We start from the raw sequence: 17,295 nt of genomic DNA, 5'->3' as shown, positions 1-17,295 counted from the left end.
TCAATTTTTCTCCAATACCTACGGCGCTAAGCCAAATTTGCCCAAAACTGGCACTGGCCCGTCTCAGAACTGCCAAGCAAGGGCCGCCCCGCAGCGATGGCAGTGTCCCCCTCCCGATGCAACGCATCGAGAGAGGGGGAAGCGGCGCAGCCGCTCAGGGGGTGTCAATGATTCTCTTTCGCGTGATTGATGGAGTACTTGGGGATCTCCACCGTCAGATTCTCCCGCGCAAGAATGGCCTGGCATGACAGGCGCGACTGGGGCTGCAGGCCCCAGGCACGGTCGAGCAGATCCTCTTCCTCCTCCTCGGCTTCGTTGAGCGAGTTGAAGCCTTCCTTGACGATCACATGGCAGGTCGTGCAGGCACAGCTCATGTCGCAGGCGTGCTCGATGTTGATGCCATTGTCCAGCAGGGCTTCGCAGACCGAGGTGCCGGCTGGGGCTTCGATCTCGGCGCCATTGGGACAGTATTCAGCGTGGGGAAGAATTTTGATGATGGGCATTGCTTGCTACTCGATTTGTATCAGTTAACCAGGGCTGAGGGCACCGTTCGCACTCCGAAACCGGCTCTGCGCAATGTGCGCAGAGCCGGCAAGGGCCGCCGTCCCGCGCGGGGCAGGACGCGCAGCTTCGCGGTCATATGGACTGCACGTTCTTGCCGGCCAGGGCCCGCTGGATGCCACGGTTCATGCGTTCCGCCGCAAAGGCCTCCGTTCCCTTGGCCAGGGCCTGCGTGGCATTGTCGATGGCGGTGGCATCGTCGCTCGTCTGGATGGCGCGCAAGGCGTCCATCAAGTCGTCGATGGCCTGGCGCTGTTCGGCACTCAGCACGTCGCCGTCGGCTTCCAGCGCGCTCCGGGTGGCCAGCAGCATGCGGTCGGCCTCCACGCGCGCCTCGACCAGGGCACGGGCGCGCATGTCTTCCTGGGCCGTGGCAAAGCCGTCCTGCAGCATGCGGGCGATCTCGTCGTCCGACAGGCCGTAGGATGGCTTGACGTTGATGTGCGCTTCCACGCCGCTGGTCTGTTCCTTGGCGCTGACCGACAGCAGGCCGTCGGCATCGACGGTGAAGGTCACGCGGATGCGCGCGGCACCGGCCGCCATGGGCGGAATGCCGCGCAGCTCGAAGCGCGCGAGACTGCGGCAGTCCTGCACCAGGTCGCGCTCGCCCTGCACCACGTGGATGGCCAGCGCCGTCTGGCCGTCCTTGTAGGTGGTGAAATCCTGCGCCCGTGCCGTGGGGATGGTCTCGTTGCGAGAGATGATGCGCTCCGCCAGGCCGCCCATGGTCTCCACGCCCAGCGACAGCGGAATCACGTCCAGCAGCAGCAAATCGCCGGCCGCATTGTTGCCGGCCAGCTGATTGGCCTGGATGGCGGCGCCCAGCGCCACCACCTCGTCGGGGTTGAGATTGGTCAGCGGCTCGCGGCCGAAGAAATCGGCCACCGCCTGGCGCACCTGGGGCATGCGCGTGGAGCCCCCCACCATGACCACGCCCTTGACCTCGTCGCGGGCCAGTCCGGCATCTTTCAATGCACGGCGCACGGCGGCCAGGCTTTTATCGGTTAAGTGAGCAGTAGCCGCGCTGAAATCCTCCCGTTTGACATCAAAGGATACCGAACCCGTGGATAGATCTGCGGTGAATGCTACGATTTCCGAATCGGTCAGCGCCTGCTTGCAGCTGCGTGCCGCAATGCGCCAGACCGCCTTGTCCGCGGCGGTCTGCGGCTCTATGCCCAGCTGCTCGGCCACCCACTGGCCCAGCGCATCGTCGTAGTCGTCGCCCCCCAGGGCCGAATCGCCGCCCGTGGCAATGACTTCGAACACGCCCTGGGACAGGCGCAGCACGGAGATGTCGAAAGTGCCGCCGCCCAGGTCGTACACGGCATAGACGCCTTCGGAGGCATTGTCCAAGCCGTAGGCAATGGCCGCCGCCGTGGGCTCGTTGATCAGGCGCAGCAGATTGATGCCGGCCAGCTTGGCCGCGTCCTTGGTGGCCTGGCGCTGGGCATCGTCGAAATAGGCGGGCACGGTGATGACGGCGCCGTACAGCTCGTCATCGAAAGTGTCCTCGGCGCGAAAGCGCAAGGTGGCCAGGATTTCCGCGCTGACTTCCACCGGCGTCTTCACGCCGTCCACGGTTTCGATGGCGACCACGCCGCGGGCCTGGCTGTCTGCCGCAAACTGGTAGGAGAGTTTTTGCGGCGCCTCGATATCGGACAGGCTGCGGCCCATGAAGCGCTTGGCCGAGCTGATGGTGTTGGCCGCATCGCCGGCCTGGTTGAGCCTGGCTTCGAAGCCGATCTGGCGGCCGCCGCCCGGCAGATAGCGCACCACGGAAGGCAGCAGCACGCGGCCTTCGTCATCGGGCAGGCATTCGGCCACGCCGTTGCGCACGGCGGCCACCAGGGAATGGGTCGTGCCCAGGTCGATGCCCACCGCAATGCGCCGCTGGTGCGGATCGGGGGATTGGCCGGGCTCGGAAATCTGCAAAAGCGCCATGGAAATTCTTTTTTTGGAAGAGACGGGCCGGCGGGGCTGGCCCTTTCAGAATCAGTTCAGGATCAAGGCACCTCGATGCACTGGCATGGAGGCGCTGCCGAGGCTTATTGTCCCAGCTGATCGCGGCGGCGCTCTATGTCCTGCGCAAATCGCGCAACAAACATGAGGGCTCTCACCTGCTGCACGGCAGCGGCGGCATCGTGCGCCTCGTCCAGCAAGCGGCCGCACTCGGCCAGCATGCCCTGCTTTGCCTGCAGCATGGCGTCGTCCAGCGCATCCAGCTCCTTTTGCGTGCTCGCCTCTTCCAGCGCCTCGCGCCATTCCATCTGCTGCATCAGAAAGCTGGCGGGCATGGCCGTGTTGTCCTCGGCCCTCACCGGTGCGCCGTTCAATTCGCACAGATAGGCCGCGCGCTTGAGCGGGTCCTTGAGGCGCTGGTAGGCCTCGTTGATACGTACCGACCATTGCATGGCCACACGCTGCGCTGCGGCGCCCTGGGCCGCAAAGCGGTCGGGATGCGCCTCCCGCTGCAGCTCTTTCCATCGGGCATCGATCTGGCTGCGCTCCTGGGCAAACTGGCGCGGCAGCGCGAACAATTCAAAGTCGTCGGATTGCAGATTCATGGCATTAAAAAGTGGCTCCCCACGCTTCCCGCTGCGCGTGGTCGCTGCCCCTTCGAGAGGGGGTGTTTTTCATCTTGGGGCGGCCCGGCGATAAAAAACCGCCTGCAGCAGGGCTGCGGCGGTGATGGTTGCCAGGCATCGGCACGGAGGGCGCGATGCACGTCAGAGACGCCGAGCAAGAGCCGCCCTGCGGCGGCTCAGCGAACTAAATCCTGAAGCTTTCGCCGCAGCCGCAGCGGTCGCGCTCGTTGGGGTTGTGGAACTTGAAGCCTTCGTTCAGGCCTTCGCGCACGAAGTCCAGCTCCGTGCCGTCGATATAGGCCAGGCTCTTGGGATCCACCAGCACCTTGATGCCGTGCTCCTCGAACACCACATCGTCGGGCTGGGCCTCGTCCACATACTCCAGCTTGTAGGCAAGGCCCGAGCAGCCCGTGGTCTTGACCCCCAGGCGCACGCCTATGCCCTTGCCGCGGCGCGACAGATAGCGGCTCACATGACGGGCAGCCGCCTCAGTCATCGAGATGGCCATTGCTTACGCTTCCGCAGGTGTGCGCTTGGCACGGTAATCGTTCACTGCAGCCTTGATGGCGTCTTCGGCCAGGATGGAGCAGTGCACCTTCACGGGCGGCAGGGCCAGCTCTTCGGCGATCTGGCTGTTCTTCAGGGCTGCGGCCTCGTCCAGGGTCTTGCCCTTGACCCACTCGGTCACGAGCGAGGAAGAAGCAATGGCCGAACCGCAGCCATAGGTCTTGAAGCGCGCATCCTCGATCACGCCGGTTGCCGGGTTGACCTTGATCTGCAGCTTCATCACGTCGCCGCAGGCCGGCGCGCCCACCATGCCCGTGCCCACGGACTCGTCGTTCTTGTCGAACGAGCCCACGTTGCGGGGGTTTTCATAGTGGTCAACAACTTTGTCGGAGTAAGCCATGGTGTCTACCTCTTAACTTTCTGATCTGTACTTAGTGTGCAGCCCATTGAATAGTGCTGAGGTCGATGCCGTCTTTGTACATCTCCCACAGGGGGCTCAGTTCACGCAGCTTCGCCACGTTGGTGCGGATGGCTGCGATCGCGGTGTCGATTTCTTCTTCGGTGGTGAAGCGGCCGATGGTCATGCGCAGGCTGCTGTGGGCCAGTTCGTCGCTGCGTCCCAGGGCACGCAGCACATAGCTGGGCTCCAGGCTGGCCGAGGTGCAGGCCGAACCCGAGGAAACGGCCAGGCCCTTGATGCCCATGATCAGCGACTCGCCTTCCACGAAGTTGAAGCTCATGTTCAGGTTGTGGGGCACGCGGTGCTCCAGGTCGCCGTTGACGAAGACCTGCTCCATGTCCTTGAGGCCGTCGAGCAGGCGCTTTTGCAGGCGCGCTGCATGCTCCAGGTCCTTGGCCATTTCTTCCTTGGCGATGCGGTAGGCCTCGCCCATGCCCACGATTTGGTGCGTGGGCAGCGTGCCCGAACGCATGCCGCGCTCATGGCCGCCGCCGTGCATCTGTGCTTCCAGGCGCACGCGGGGCTTGCGGCGCACATACAGGGCACCGATACCCTTGGGGCCATAGGTCTTGTGCGAGGCCAGGCTCATCAGGTCGATGGGCATGGTCTGCATGTCCAGCGGCATCTTGCCCGTGGCCTGGGCTGCATCCACATGGAAGATGATGCCTTTTTCGCGGCAGATGGAGCCGATGGTGTTGAGGTCCTGGATGACGCCGATCTCGTTGTTCACGGCCATCACGCTCACCAGAATGGTGTCGGGGCGGATCGCGGCCTTGAAGATGTCCAGATCCAGCAGGCCGTCTTCCTTGACGTGGAGATAGGTCACCTCGAAGCCCTGGCGCTCCAGCTCGCGCATGGTGTCCAGCACGGCCTTGTGCTCGGTCTTCACGGTGATCAGGTGCTTGCCCTTGCCCTGGTAGAAATGGGCTGCCCCCTTGATGGCGAGGTTGTCGGATTCGGTGGCACCGCTGGTCCAGACGATTTCGCGCGGATCGGCGCCGATCAGGTCGGCCACCTGCTGGCGCGCCTTCTCGATCGCCTCCTCTGCTTCCCAGCCCCAGGCATGGCTGCGCGAGGCCGCATTCCCGAAGTGCTCGCGCAGCCACGGAATCATGGCGTCGACCACACGAGGGTCCACGGGCGTCGTGGCGCCATAGTCGAGATAAATGGGGAAGTGCGGGGTCATGTCCATGACTGGCTCAATCTAGTTTTCGGCTGACAAATCGTGAGGATCGACGGGCTGTTGCCCATCCGGGCAGGACGATATGCCGCACAGCCATGCATATCGCGCTGTCCTGTACTTGTTGGAAAGGCTGCCTTCAGAGGCAGCCGCGAGCCCATGGCTCGGGCCGGCCCCGGATCAGGACTTGGCGAACGCGTTGCCCAGCGCAAACACCGAGTTCGGTGCGTTCACGCGGATGGGCTTGACCACGGGCGCCGTGGAAATCGCGCGGCGCACCACGGGCTTGTCCTCGATCTGGATGCCCTTGGCCAGTTGCTCGTCCACCAGCTTCTGCAGGGTCACGGAGTCCAGAAACTCGACCATGCGCTGGTTCAGCGCGGCCCACAGCTCGTGCGTCATGCAGCGGCCGGCCTCGCCCAGGCAGTTTTCCTTGCCGCCGCACTGCGTGGCGTCGATGGGCTCGTCCACGGAGACGATGATGTCTGCCACGGTGATGTCGGCCGCCTTGCGCGCCAGGGTGTAGCCGCCACCGGGGCCACGGGTGGATTCCACCAGCTCATGGCGACGCAGCTTGCCGAACAGCTGTTCCAGATAGGACAGCGAAATTTGCTGACGCTGGCTGATTGCGGCCAGCGTGACAGGGCCATTGTTCTGGCGCAGGGCCAAGTCAATCATGGCGGTGACCGCAAAACGGCCTTTGGTTGTGAGACGCATTACGAGCTCCTTGTCAGGATTGTTCGTTACAGAAACGCTTGCTTGGCTACTGTTTCCAAGTCGAGCACAGTCTCCGCCCTTACTCCGTCCTGTAATTAGGTTCAGAGCCCTTCGTGAGGGGTTCTTTTTGTTGAGTGTTTAGCAGGAGTATAGCACATTCCCCATTAATTTGGTCGGGTAACCGTTCGCAACTTTCAAAAAAGAGTCACTATGCGAGCTGGACCCTGCTTGCACAGGCCCACTATCAGGGGGCCGCGCCGAACAGCTGCTCCTTGAGGTGCGCCAGCTGATCGCGGATACGCGCCGCCTGCTCGAACTCCAGCGCGCGCGCATGCTCCAGCATCTGCTTTTCCAGGCGCTTGATTTCCCGGGCCACATCCTTTTCCGACATGTCTTCCACGCGGGCACGCTGCAGGGCCTGGGCCTCGATGCGCTCGGCCTCCTTGCTGCTTTTCTCGCTGTAGACCCCATCAATCAGGTCTTTCACCTTCTTGACAATCTGCTTGGGAACAATGCCGTTGGCTTCGTTGAAAGCCACCTGCTTGGCACGCCGCCGCTCGGTCTCCCCGATGGCCTTCTTCATCGAGTCCGTGATGCGGTCCGCATAGAGAATGGCCTTGCCGTTGATATTGCGCGCCGCGCGGCCTATGGTCTGGATCAGGCTGCGCTCGGCGCGCAGAAAGCCTTCCTTGTCGGCGTCGAGGATGGCCACCAGCGACACTTCCGGAATATCCAGGCCTTCGCGCAGCAGGTTGATGCCCACCAGCACGTCGAAAGCGCCCAGGCGCAGGTCGCGGATGATTTCCACGCGCTCCACCGTGTCCACGTCGGAGTGCAGATAGCGCACCTTGACGCCGTTGTCGGTCAGGTACTCGGTCAGCTGCTCGGCCATGCGCTTGGTCAGCGTGGTGATGAGCACGCGTTCTTCCTTTTCCACGCGCTGGCGGATTTCCTGCAGCACGTCGTCGACCTGGTGGATGGCAGGCCGCACTTCGATCTCGGGATCCACCAGACCCGTGGGCCGCACCACTTGGTCGACCACCTTGCCCGAATGCGTCTTCTCGTAGTCCGCCGGCGTGGCCGACACAAAGATCACCTGGCGCATGCGCTGCTCGAATTCCTCGAACTTCAGCGGCCGGTTGTCCAGCGCCGAAGGCAGGCGAAAGCCATATTCGACCAGCGTGGTCTTGCGCGAGCGGTCGCCGCTGTACATGGCGTTGAGCTGGCCGATCATCTGATGGCTTTCGTCCAGGAACATGATGGCATCGCGCGGCAGGTAGTCCGTCAGCGTGCTCGGCGGCTCGCCGGGCGCCGAGCCCGAGAGATGGCGCGTGTAGTTCTCGATGCCCTTGCAGTGCCCGACTTCGGTCAGCATTTCCAGATCGAAGCGAGTGCGCTGTTCCAGGCGCTGGGCTTCCACCAGCTTGCCCATGCCCACCAGCTGCTTGAGCCGTTCGTCGAGTTCGAGCTTGATGGTTTCCACGGCGGCCAGCACCTTGTCGCGCGGCGTCACGTAGTGGCTGCTCGGGTAGACGGTGAAGCGCGGAATGTTCTGACGCACCCGGCCCGTGAGCGGATCGAACAGCTGCAGGCTCTCCACCTCGTCGTCGAACAGCTCGATGCGCACGGCCAGTTCCGAGTGCTCGGCGGGGAACACGTCGATGGTGTCGCCGCGCACGCGGAAGGTGCCGCGCCCGAAATCCGTATCGTTGCGCTGGTACTGCATGCGGATCAGCTGCGCGATCACGTCGCGCTGGTTCAGGCGGTCGCCCGCGCGCAGCGTCATGATCATGCGGTGGTAGCTCTCGGGTTCGCCGATGCCGTAGATGGCCGAGACCGTGGCCACGATGACCACGTCGCGCCGCTCCATCAGGCTCTTGGTGCACGACAGGCGCATCTGCTCGATGTGCTCGTTGATGGCGCTGTCCTTCTCGATGAACAGGTCGCGCTGGGGCACATAGGCTTCGGGCTGGTAATAGTCGTAGTAGCTGACGAAGTACTCGACCGCGTTTTTCGGGAAAAACTCTCTGAACTCCGAGTACAGCTGTGCGGCCAGCGTCTTGTTCGGCGCGAACACGATGGCCGGCCGCCCCAGTCGGGCGATCACGTTGGCCATGGTGAAGGTCTTGCCCGACCCCGTCACACCCAGAAGCGTCTGGAATGACTCTCCGTCCTCTATGCCTTCCACCAATTGCGCGATGGCTGCGGGCTGGTCGCCGGCCGGCGGATAAGGCTGGAACAGCTCGAAAGGCGAATCCGGAAATTGCACGAAGCGGCCTTGCGGCGCAGCAGTCATATCTTGTTCTTGCATGATGTCATGTCCATGGCGCATAGGTTGGCGCGGAGTAGAATGGCAGACCAACCCTCAAGCCTAACTCAGTCACTGGCGCAGTAGTTGGGGGTGACCTGACTTATTTCCATCCCTCAAGGATTTTTCATGTCTCTGTTTACCGCCGTCGAAATGGCCCCCCGCGACCCCATCCTGGGTCTGAACGAGCAATTCGCTGCCGATACCAACCCCAACAAAGTCAACCTGGGCGTGGGCGTGTACTTCGACGACAACGGCAAGCTGCCTCTGCTGCAATGCGTGCAAGCCGCAGAAAAAGCCATGATGGACAAGCCCACGGCCCGCGGCTACCTGCCCATCGACGGCATTGCCGCCTATGACAACGGCGTCAAGGCCCTGGTGTTCGGCGCGGAATCCGACGTGGTCCAGTCCGGCCGCGTGGCCACGGTGCAGGCCATCGGTGGCACGGGCGGCCTGAAGATCGGCGCCGACTTCATCAAGAAGCTCAACCCCAGCGCCAAGGTACTGATCTCCGACCCCAGCTGGGAAAACCACCGCGCCATCTTCACCAACGCGGGTTTTGAAGTCGGCTCCTACCGCTACTACGACGCCGCCACGCGCTCGGTCAACTTCGAGGGCATGCTGGCCGACCTGAATGCGGCCGCTGCCGGCACCGTCGTGGTGCTGCACGCCTGCTGCCACAACCCCACCGGCTACGACATCACTCCCGCCCAGTGGGACCAGGTGGTTGCAGTGGTCAAGGCCAGGAACCTGATCCCCTTCCTGGACATGGCCTACCAGGGCTTCGGCCACGGCATCGCCGAGGACGGCGTGGCCATCGGCAAGTTCGTGGCTTCGGGCATGAACATCTTCGTGTCGACCTCGTTCTCCAAGAGCTTCAGCCTGTACGGCGAGCGCGTGGGCGCCCTGTCCGTGGTCTGCAACGACAAGGAAGAAGCGGCGCGCGTGCTGAGCCAGCTCAAGATCGTCATCCGCACCAACTACTCCAACCCGCCCACCCATGGTGGCGCCGTGGTGGCCGCCGTGCTGGGCAACCCCGAGCTGCGCGCCCTGTGGGAAAAGGAACTGGGCGAGATGCGCGTGCGCATCAAGGAAATGCGCCAGAAGCTGGTGGACGGCCTGAAGGCCGCCGGCGTGAAGCAGGACATGAGCTTCATCACCAGCCAGATCGGCATGTTCAGCTACTCCGGCCTGTCCAAGGACCAGATGGTGCGCCTGCGCACCGAGTTCGGCGTGTACGGCACCGACACCGGCCGCATGTGCGTGGCCGCGCTCAACAGCAAGAACATCGACTACGTCTGCCAGTCCATCGCCAAGGTCATCTGAGGCTGGACTCCATGGACATGGGCCTTGCACCATGTCCCTGCAAAAAGACCAACGGATTGAAAGTCCGTTGGTCTTTTTTTTATCTGCGCTTCTCTATTGATAGCTGCCTGCGCTCGTTTTCAATAGATTTCGACAATAAACCATTTCAAATTACTTGAATGGGGAGCGCAAACAGCTATCGAAACCAAAGCAAACCGTCAGCCCGGCATGCCCCAGGTGGCAGAGCGCATGGAAAGCGAGCCGTACTGGAACCCATCGTTGAACACACGCGGCGCCTCGCCCTCGTGCACTGCGCCGGCCGCATACAGCAGCGGCAGGTAGTGGTCATGCGTGGGATGGGACAGGCGTGCCTGCGGGCCCCAGTCCAGGAAGTTGGCCAGATCCGCCAGATTGCCGCCGTCCCAGCGCTGCTGCACCTCGGCGTCGAACTGCTGCGCCCAGTCGTAGGCCTGGTGACTGGACTCCAGGTCGCGGCGGATCGCACGCAGGTTGTGCACCACGTTGCCGCTGCCGACGATCAGCACGCCGCGCTCGCGCAATGCCTGCAATTGCCGGCCCAGCTCGAAATGCCGCCGCGGCGCCAGTGCATAAGGAATGCTCAGCTGGATCACGGGAATGTCGGCCTCGGGGAACATGGGCTTGAGCACCGACCAGCTGCCGTGGTCCAGCCCCCAATGCTCGTCCAGCCGCAGCGCGCTGCCGTCCGCCGGTGCATGCAGCTCGGCCGCCAACGCCTTCGCCACGGCCGGCGCGCCCGGCGCCGGATATTGCTGGGCAAACAGCTCCTGCGGAAAACCGCCGAAATCATGGATGGTGCGCGGCCGGGCCATGCCCGTCAGCGCCCAGTCGGATTCCGTGAGCCAGTGCGCCGAAATGCACAGAATCAGCTGCGGACGCATTCCCTTGGCCAGCAGCTCCCGCCCCAGCGCCTGCCAGCTGTCGCGCCAGGCATTGTCTTCAATCGCATTCATGGGACTGCCATGGCCCAGGAACAGCACGGGCATGCGCGGCGAAGGCTGCAGGCGCTCCAGCAGGGAGTGCGGCAAAGGAGAGGAAGAAGCTGAAGTCATGGAATAAGCCAATAAAGCCCCGGAAGCGGCCAGCACGCCGGCCGCCCCCGCAAGCACGACACGTCGGCGCATAGTATGGGTGGATGAATATTTTCGGCCGAACTGCAAGAACCGCGGCGCTGCCAGATTGAGAGGGAATCACTCGATGGACAGCCTGACAGGCGGTAAAGTTCCTCCAGCAGCCTGCTTCGGCAATCTCCCGCTTCCTCGACATGACCCAGTACGACCGGCCCGCCTCAGCCCTGCCTCCCTACTCCTCTCTTCAGCCGCTGGAGGGCGTGCGCATTCTCAGTATGGCCCTCAACCTGCCGGGACCTGCGGCCCTGTGGCGCTGCGCCGGCATGGGCGCCCGGTGCCGCAAGATCGAGCCCCGGGCAGCCGACAGGCACGATGGCCTTCCGGAGCGCACGGCCGATCCCATGGAACGCTACAGCGCCCAGGCTTATGACGCCATGCATCATGGTATCGACGTGCTGCAAATGGATCTGAAAAGCGAAACAGGACAGCAGCAGCTCCATGAAGTGCTGGCCGGAACCGATGTCCTGCTGACCTCGTTTCGCCCTGACGCACTGGCCAAGCTGGGCCTGGCCTGGAAGCGGCTGCAGGCGTTGCATCCTCACCTTTCCATGGTGCGCATACTGGGCAGCACAGGCCCCGATGCCGATATACCCGGCCACGACCTGACCTACCAGGCCGAGGCAGGGCTGGTGCAGTCGCTGCAGATGCCGCCCAGCCTGTTTGCCGACATGGCCGGCGCCCTCATGGCCAGCGAGGCCGTGCTGCAATGCGTGCTGGCCAGCCGCCGCAGCGGGCATGGCCTCCTGCATGAGGTGGGCCTGGCCCAGGCGGCCCACTGGCTGGCCCTGCCTTGGCAATGGGGGCTGACACAGCCGCACGGAGACGTGGGTGGAGCCCATGCGGGCTATCGCATCTATCCCTGCGCGGACGGCATCATCGCGGTGGCCGCGCTGGAGCCCCATTTTGCGCAGCGCCTTTGCGCAGCGGCGGGGATGGGCGAAGCGGCCGCCGACATGCGCAGCCCCGCGACCCATGAAGCCATCGCAGGCTTCATGCGCATCCATAGCTGCCGGCAATTGCAGGCCCTGGCTGAACAACACGACATACCGATGCACCCTCTTGCCCAATGAAATGTGCGATCCATCGCTCGGATTCGATTGAATAAGCGAATAAGACAGGCGCCACTGATTAATTCGCATACCAACCAATAATATTTTTTGCCGCAGTGCAAGAAAGCATTGGGAAATACGGCAAGGCCACGGACGATTATGGAAACGATAACCGCCTCAAGCCCATGGACTTCGCCAATGGCTGATATCTCCCTCGTTTTCAAAACATATTTTCCGTCTGCACATAACATTTTGGGTGTATGCGCCTACAAGACTTGCTCCGAAATTCGAGTACATTTCTTTACACCCCAAACCGCTTAACTGTTCAGTGCTCCGCGCGCGGCCTTGTGCTGCTTCCGGGAAATGACGCTCTTCTGAACATATGCATGCCACGACAAGCAGCCACCGCATCTCACTGCATGTTTTGCAGCGAATATGGCCGCTTGCATTGCTTGTGGTGGTGCTCATGCTGTCGACCAGCACCAGCATTTATCTGCTCTCCACCGTTCGTGCATTCGCGGTGGGCGAGAGCCTGTGGTCCAAGGCCCAAAAGGACGCGATCTACCATTTGTCCCGCTATATCGACAGCGCCGATCCTGCCGACTGGAACGAATATCGCGCAGCCATGCGCGTACCGCAGGGCGATACCATGGCCCGCATCGCACTGGAAAGCCGGCCGGAGCAATTGGAGATAGCGCGCCAGGGCCTGCTGATGGGCCAAAACCATCCGGACGATATCAATGCCCTGATCTGGCTGCTGCGCAGCTTCCAGCACTTCGACCTGGTGCAAAAACCGGTCAGCTACTGGAGATTGGGCGACCAATACCTGGAGCAGCTCGATGCACTGGCCCAGGAGATCCAGGCCAGCCATGAACTGGGACCTGCCAGGCCCGAGAGCATCAAGGCCTGGAAGCAGGAGATCGAATCCATAGACCAGGGCGTCACGCCTGCCTCCAGGGCATTCAGCGAGTCCCTGGGCCGGAGTTCGCGCTCCCTGGTGCTGCTGCTGCTGTGCCTCAACGGCCTGCTGGCTGCGGCGCTGATCGGCCTGTGGTGCTGGAACACGCTGCGCCTGATGCGCCAGAAGCAGCAGGTCCAGTGGGTGCTGCAGGCAGAGCAGGACCGGGCCGAAGTGACCCTGGCGGCGCTGGCCGATGCCGTGATCACCATCGACGGCAATGGCCGGATCAACTACCTCAACCCCGTGGCCATGGGCCTGCTGGGCGTGGACAAGGCCGACATTCTCGGCCGCCCCCTTCCGCAGGCGCTGCAGTTCCATACGCTTGATGAAGGCTTCAAGAGCGAACATCTGCTCAAGCTGCTGCAAAAAGGCGAGACCACCATGCGCGATGGGCAGACCCGCTGGCTGCGCCGCGGCAACCATGACATGCAGCCGGTCAAGGTCATGGGTTCCAGCATCGTGCATGAGGGCGAAGTGACCGGTGCGGTCATCGTGCTCCACGATGTCTCGCGCGAACAGAAATACATGGAACAGCTGTCATGGAATTCCCGCCATGACACGCTGACCGGACTGGAGAACCGAGGGGAATTCGAACGCCACTTGCAGCAGCTGCTGAACCAGGGCCTGCATCAGCTCAAGGCCTGCACCCTGCTCTATATCGACCTGGACCAGTTCAAGCTGGTCAATGAAACCTGCAGCCATGCCGCCGGCGACGAGATACTCAGTGCCGTCGCGCGGCTGCTGCAGCACAATGTGCGCGGCTCCGACGAGCTCGCGCGCCTGGGAGGCGATGAGTTCGGAGTGCTGCTGATCAACTGCCCTCCCCATGTGGCGCAGGCCATTGCGGAAAAGCTGCGCCTGGCCGCGCAGGCCCTGCAGGTGCAATGGGGCGACAAGGTGCTGCGCACCGGCTTCAGCATCGGCATGGTGCATATCACGAGCGAAGCCCGCAGTGCGGCCGATCTGCTGCGCATGGCGGATGTGACCTGCTACAAGGCCAAGGAACGCGGGCGCAACAGGATCTACGCCTACTCCCCGGAAGACCATGCCTACAGCCGCCATGTCAGCGAAATGGAGTGGGTGACGCGCATCCACGAGGCGATCGATGCCGACCGCTTCTGCCTCTATGCACAGAGCATCGCTCCGCTGCAAAGCGGCCATGCAACCGGCATGCACTTCGAGGTCCTGCTGCGTCTGCGTGACGAACAGGGCCAGCTCATCGGCCCAGGCGCCTTCATCCCTGCAGCGGAACGCTACGGCATCATGCCCAAGCTGGACCGCTGGGTCATCACCAGGACTTTCCAGACCCTGGCCCGGCGCCCTGCGCATTCGTGCACCGTAGATACCTGCGCCATCAATCTGTCCGGCCCCAGCCTGGACGACGAGGATCTGCAGGAATTCCTGCAGACCCAGATACGCCTGTATGGCATTGCGCCCCAGATGCTGTGCTTCGAGATCACCGAAACCAGCGCCATTGCCAATCTCTCCAACGCCACGCGACTGATCCAGTCCATGCGCGCCCTGGGCTGCCGTTTTGCCCTGGATGACTTTGGCGTCGGCATGTCGTCGCTGACCTATCTCAAGCAGCTGCCCGTAGATCACCTGAAGATCGACGGCGGATTCGTGCACGACATGCTCAAGGACCCCAGCAGCCATGCGATGGTGGAGATGATCAACCGCATCGCCCATATCCTGGGCAAGCAGACCGTGGCCGAGTTCGTGGAGAGCCGGGAGATTGCGCTCGCGCTCAGGGACATAGGCGTGGATTACGGCCAGGGCTATGCGATTGCACGCCCTGTGCCGATGGATGACGAGTTCTTCACGGTCGCCGCCAAGAACCGGCTGCCGCAATGGTGCGGCGCAATGGCGATGAGCTGAACCCGGCCTCTGCAACAGGGCCAGCAGGCTGCAGGTCAGCGCGGCTTGCGCGAGGACGGCCTCTGGGGCTTGGCCGACTTGAAACCCGACTTGCCGGCCCCCTTGGCGCCGCTCCTGATTCCGGCGCGCGGCGGCAGGCCCGTATGCTGGGTCAGCAGCCTGCCGGGCTGAGGCTGGGCGCTGCGAAAACGCACGTCTCCCTGGGGCTCCAGGCCGCCTTCGTCCTGCGAACGGCGGCGCACCGCCACGGCCTTGCCGTCCTTGTTGACCGTATAGCCCACGCCTGCGGCACCGCCCTTGGCCGAGGTGCTGTTCTTCTTGCGCGCGCTCTGGTAGCTGCCGTCCACCAGCGGCTGGAAGGTCGGGATCAGGTGGTGCTTGCCGTTGCCGATCAGGTCGGCCCGGCCCATGGCCTTGAGCGCCTCGCGCAGCAGCGGCCAGTTGTTCGGGTCGTGGTAGCGCAGGAAGGCCTTGTGCAGGCGGCGGCGCTTTTCGCCGCGCACGATGTCCACCGACTCCTCGTCCGCGTCGCGCATCTGGCGGCGCACCCTGGTGAGCGTGTTGCGACCGCTGTGGTACATGGCCGTGGCGGTGGCCATGGGGCTGGGGTAGAAGGTCTGCACCTGGTCGGCACGGAAGCCGTTCTTCTTGAGCCAGATGGCGAGGTTCATCATGTCCTCGTCGCTGGTGCCCGGGTGGGCGGCGATGAAGTACGGGATCAGGTACTGCTTCTTGCCCGCCTCCTCGCTGAACTTCTCGAACAGCTGCTTGAAGCGGTCGTAGCTGCCGATGCCGGGCTTCATCATCTTGGACAGCGGGCCGGCCTCGGTGTGCTCGGGCGCGATCTTCAGGTAGCCGCCCACGTGGTGCTGCACCAGCTCCTTCACGTACTCGGGCGACTTCACGGCCAGGTCGTAGCGCAGGCCCGAGCCGATCAGGATCTTCTTGATGCCGGGCAGCTTGCGCGCGCGGCGGTAGATCTTGATCAGCGGGCCGTGGTCGGTGTGCAGGTTCTGGCAGATGCCGGGGAAGACGCAGCTGGGCTTGCGGCAGGCCGCCTCGATCTCGGGGCTCTTGCAGCCCAGGCGGTACATGTTGGCCGTGGGGCCGCCCAGGTCGGAGATGGTGCCGGTGAAGCCCTTGACCTTGTCGCGGATGTCCTCGACCTCCTGGATGATCGAGTCCTCGGAGCGGCTCTGGATGATGCGGCCCTCGTGCTCGGTGATGGAGCAGAAGGTGCAGCCGCCGAAGCAGCCGCGCATGATGTTGACCGAGGTGCGGATCATCTCCCAGGCCGGGATCTTGGTCGCGCCGTCATGGCTGCCGTTCTCGTCGGCGTAGCTCGGGTGCGGGCTGCGCGCATAAGGCAGGCCGAAGACCCAATCCATCTCGGCCGTGGTCAGCGGGATGGGCGGCGGGTTCAGCCACACATCGCGCGCTATTGAGCCCTCGCCGTGCGCCTGCACCAGCGCGCGGGCGTTGCCGGGGTTGGTCTCCAGGTGCAGCACGCGGTTGGCATGGGCGTACAGGATGGGATCACTCTTGACCTGCTCGTAGCTGGGCAGACGGATCACTGTCCGGTCGCGCGGGGGCTGCTTGCCCCTGGCGCGCAGTGACAGATTGGGCACGAACTGGATGGGTTGCACATCGCTCACCGAAGTGCCGCCCTGCGGCGACATTCCCTTTTCCTGGCCTTCTTCCTTGGAGCAGACCTGGCCCTGGGCCTCGGCCTGCTCGCTGGTGGTCATGTAGGGGTTGATGTGGGGCTCGACCACGCCAGGCTCGTCCACCGTAGTCGAATCGACCTCGAACCAGCCCTCTTCCGAGGCGCGGCGGATGAAGGCCGTGCCGCGCACGTCGGTGATGTGCTCCACCGGCTCGCGCGCCGCGATGCGGTGCGCCACCTCGACCAGGGCCCGCTCGGCATTGCCGTAGAGCAGGATGTCGCACTTGCTGTCCACCACGATGGAGCGGCGCACCTTGTCGCTCCAGTAGTCGTAGTGGGCGATGCGGCGCAGGCTGCCCTCGATGCCGCCGAGCACGATGGGCACGTCCTTGTAGGCCTCGCGGCAGCGCTGGCTGTAGACGATGGCCGCGCGGTCGGGCCGCTTGCCGCCCACGTCGCCGGGCGTGTACGCGTCGTCCGAGCGGATCTTGCGGTCGGCCGTGTAGCGGTTGATCATCGAATCCATGTTGCCCGCCGTCACCCCCCAAAACAGGTTGGGCCTGCCCAGGGCCTTGAAGGCCTCGGCGCTCTGCCAGTCGGGCTGGGCGATGATGCCCACGCGAAAGCCCTGGGCCTCCAGCACGCGGCCGATCACCGACATGCCGAAGCTCGGGTGGTCCACATAGGCATCGCCCGTCACCAGGACGATGTCGCAGCTGTCCCAGCCGAGCTGTTCCATTTCCGCGCGGCTCATCGGCAGGAAGGGCGCCGGGCCAAAGCGCTTGGCCCAGTACGGGCGGTAGCTGGTCAAAGGCTTGGCATCGCGGTGGAAAAAGGAAACGTCAACGGGGGCGTTCATGTGGAATGGGCTCTGCGGCCAGTGCGGGAAAGAACCTGGCAGTGTACTTTTCAAGCTGCGGCCTTGCACGGGCAAGGTCTTGCAAACCGT

Annotated in this window: 13 protein-coding genes; 3 read left to right on the top strand and 10 right to left on the bottom strand. The window is 63.6% G+C overall.

The genetic code is table 11. The features are described 5' to 3' along the window. Positions 1 to 164: 164 nt before the first annotated feature. From fdx to uvrB, 8 genes are all read right to left on the bottom strand, one after another. Positions 165 to 503, bottom strand: coding sequence for an ISC system 2Fe-2S type ferredoxin (gene fdx, locus V8Z74_RS03690; RefSeq protein WP_066481454.1), 339 nt, complete (start codon positions 501 to 503; stop codon positions 165 to 167). A 133-nt stretch (positions 504 to 636) separates the two neighbouring features. After that, the gene (gene hscA, locus V8Z74_RS03685) at positions 637 to 2,502 is read right to left on the bottom strand and encodes a Fe-S protein assembly chaperone HscA (protein ID WP_349708019.1); all 1,866 of its coding nucleotides are present in this window, start codon (positions 2,500 to 2,502) and stop codon (positions 637 to 639) included. 104 nt (positions 2,503 to 2,606) lie between these two features. Beyond that, on the bottom strand, positions 2,607 to 3,125 hold the full coding sequence (hscB, locus tag V8Z74_RS03680; protein WP_066481448.1) for a Fe-S protein assembly co-chaperone HscB: 519 nt from the start codon (positions 3,123 to 3,125) through the stop codon (positions 2,607 to 2,609). A gap of 205 nt (positions 3,126 to 3,330) precedes the next feature. Then, positions 3,331 to 3,654: an iron-sulfur cluster assembly protein IscA gene (gene iscA / locus V8Z74_RS03675; protein ID WP_066481446.1), complete on the bottom strand. Its 324-nt coding sequence runs from the start codon at positions 3,652 to 3,654 to the stop codon at positions 3,331 to 3,333. A gap of 3 nt (positions 3,655 to 3,657) precedes the next feature. Next, the gene (gene iscU / locus V8Z74_RS03670) at positions 3,658 to 4,053 is read right to left on the bottom strand and encodes a Fe-S cluster assembly scaffold IscU (RefSeq protein ID WP_066481445.1); all 396 of its coding nucleotides are present in this window, start codon (positions 4,051 to 4,053) and stop codon (positions 3,658 to 3,660) included. Between the two features lie 31 nt (positions 4,054 to 4,084). Further along, positions 4,085 to 5,305 carry an IscS subfamily cysteine desulfurase gene (locus V8Z74_RS03665; protein WP_349708017.1) on the bottom strand — a complete coding sequence of 407 codons (1,221 nt, stop codon included), beginning with the start codon at positions 5,303 to 5,305 and terminating at the stop codon, positions 4,085 to 4,087. 168 nt (positions 5,306 to 5,473) lie between these two features. Beyond that, positions 5,474 to 6,010 (bottom strand): Fe-S cluster assembly transcriptional regulator IscR, encoded by a 537-nt coding sequence (gene iscR, locus V8Z74_RS03660; protein WP_066481443.1) that lies wholly within the window; start codon positions 6,008 to 6,010, stop codon positions 5,474 to 5,476. Between the two features lie 244 nt (positions 6,011 to 6,254). Beyond that, on the bottom strand, positions 6,255 to 8,321 hold the full coding sequence (uvrB, locus tag V8Z74_RS03655) for an excinuclease ABC subunit UvrB (protein WP_066481789.1): 2,067 nt from the start codon (positions 8,319 to 8,321) through the stop codon (positions 6,255 to 6,257). A 126-nt stretch (positions 8,322 to 8,447) separates the two neighbouring features. On the opposite strand from uvrB, the gene V8Z74_RS03650 reads away from it, so the two are divergent. Continuing rightward, on the top strand, positions 8,448 to 9,644 hold the full coding sequence (locus tag V8Z74_RS03650) for an amino acid aminotransferase (RefSeq protein WP_066481441.1): 1,197 nt from the start codon (positions 8,448 to 8,450) through the stop codon (positions 9,642 to 9,644). A 197-nt stretch (positions 9,645 to 9,841) separates the two neighbouring features. On the opposite strand, the gene ygiD is transcribed toward V8Z74_RS03650, so the two are convergent. Continuing rightward, on the bottom strand, positions 9,842 to 10,714 hold the full coding sequence (ygiD, locus tag V8Z74_RS03645; protein ID WP_349708016.1) for a 4,5-DOPA-extradiol-dioxygenase: 873 nt from the start codon (positions 10,712 to 10,714) through the stop codon (positions 9,842 to 9,844). A 212-nt stretch (positions 10,715 to 10,926) separates the two neighbouring features. Between ygiD and V8Z74_RS03640 the strand changes: the two genes are divergently transcribed. After that, positions 10,927 to 11,862 (top strand): CoA transferase, encoded by a 936-nt coding sequence (locus V8Z74_RS03640; protein ID WP_349708014.1) that lies wholly within the window; start codon positions 10,927 to 10,929, stop codon positions 11,860 to 11,862. A 445-nt stretch (positions 11,863 to 12,307) separates the two neighbouring features. Beyond that, positions 12,308 to 14,680 carry an EAL domain-containing protein gene (locus tag V8Z74_RS03635; RefSeq protein WP_349708013.1) on the top strand — a complete coding sequence of 791 codons (2,373 nt, stop codon included), beginning with the start codon at positions 12,308 to 12,310 and terminating at the stop codon, positions 14,678 to 14,680. 35 nt (positions 14,681 to 14,715) lie between these two features. On the opposite strand, the gene V8Z74_RS03630 is transcribed toward V8Z74_RS03635, so the two are convergent. Further along, complete coding sequence (locus V8Z74_RS03630; protein WP_349708011.1) at positions 14,716 to 17,205, bottom strand: YgiQ family radical SAM protein; 2,490 nt, start codon at positions 17,203 to 17,205, stop codon at positions 14,716 to 14,718. Positions 17,206 to 17,295 lie beyond the last annotated feature (90 nt).

Origin of the sequence: Comamonas sp. w2-DMI (genome assembly GCF_040187735.1) — a bacterium.
Taxonomy (GTDB): domain Bacteria; phylum Pseudomonadota; class Gammaproteobacteria; order Burkholderiales; family Burkholderiaceae_C; genus Comamonas; species Comamonas terrae.
Note: the sequence above shows the minus strand (reverse complement) of the source record. Positions and strands in the feature narration are given on the sequence as shown.

What these genes read in the sequence shown, in the direction of transcription:
- iscR (WP_066481443.1), bottom strand. Translation starts at nt 6,010, where the DNA reads ATGCGTCTCACAACCAAAGGCCGTTTTGCGGTCACCGCCATGATTGAC.
- iscA (WP_066481446.1), bottom strand. Translation starts at nt 3,654, where the DNA reads ATGGCCATCTCGATGACTGAGGCGGCTGCCCGTCATGTGAGCCGCTAT.
- hscA (WP_349708019.1), bottom strand. Translation starts at nt 2,502, where the DNA reads ATGGCGCTTTTGCAGATTTCCGAGCCCGGCCAATCCCCCGATCCGCAC.
- fdx (WP_066481454.1), bottom strand. Translation starts at nt 503, where the DNA reads ATGCCCATCATCAAAATTCTTCCCCACGCTGAATACTGTCCCAATGGC.
- uvrB (WP_066481789.1), bottom strand. Translation starts at nt 8,321, where the DNA reads ATGCAAGAACAAGATATGACTGCTGCGCCGCAAGGCCGCTTCGTGCAA.
- V8Z74_RS03630 (WP_349708011.1), bottom strand. Translation starts at nt 17,205, where the DNA reads ATGAACGCCCCCGTTGACGTTTCCTTTTTCCACCGCGATGCCAAGCCT.
- ygiD (WP_349708016.1), bottom strand. Translation starts at nt 10,714, where the DNA reads ATGACTTCAGCTTCTTCCTCTCCTTTGCCGCACTCCCTGCTGGAGCGC.
- iscU (WP_066481445.1), bottom strand. Translation starts at nt 4,053, where the DNA reads ATGGCTTACTCCGACAAAGTTGTTGACCACTATGAAAACCCCCGCAAC.
- V8Z74_RS03640 (WP_349708014.1), top strand. Translation starts at nt 10,927, where the DNA reads ATGACCCAGTACGACCGGCCCGCCTCAGCCCTGCCTCCCTACTCCTCT.
- V8Z74_RS03665 (WP_349708017.1), bottom strand. Translation starts at nt 5,305, where the DNA reads ATGGACATGACCCCGCACTTCCCCATTTATCTCGACTATGGCGCCACG.
- hscB (WP_066481448.1), bottom strand. Translation starts at nt 3,125, where the DNA reads ATGAATCTGCAATCCGACGACTTTGAATTGTTCGCGCTGCCGCGCCAG.
- V8Z74_RS03635 (WP_349708013.1), top strand. Translation starts at nt 12,308, where the DNA reads ATGCTGTCGACCAGCACCAGCATTTATCTGCTCTCCACCGTTCGTGCA.
- V8Z74_RS03650 (WP_066481441.1), top strand. Translation starts at nt 8,448, where the DNA reads ATGTCTCTGTTTACCGCCGTCGAAATGGCCCCCCGCGACCCCATCCTG.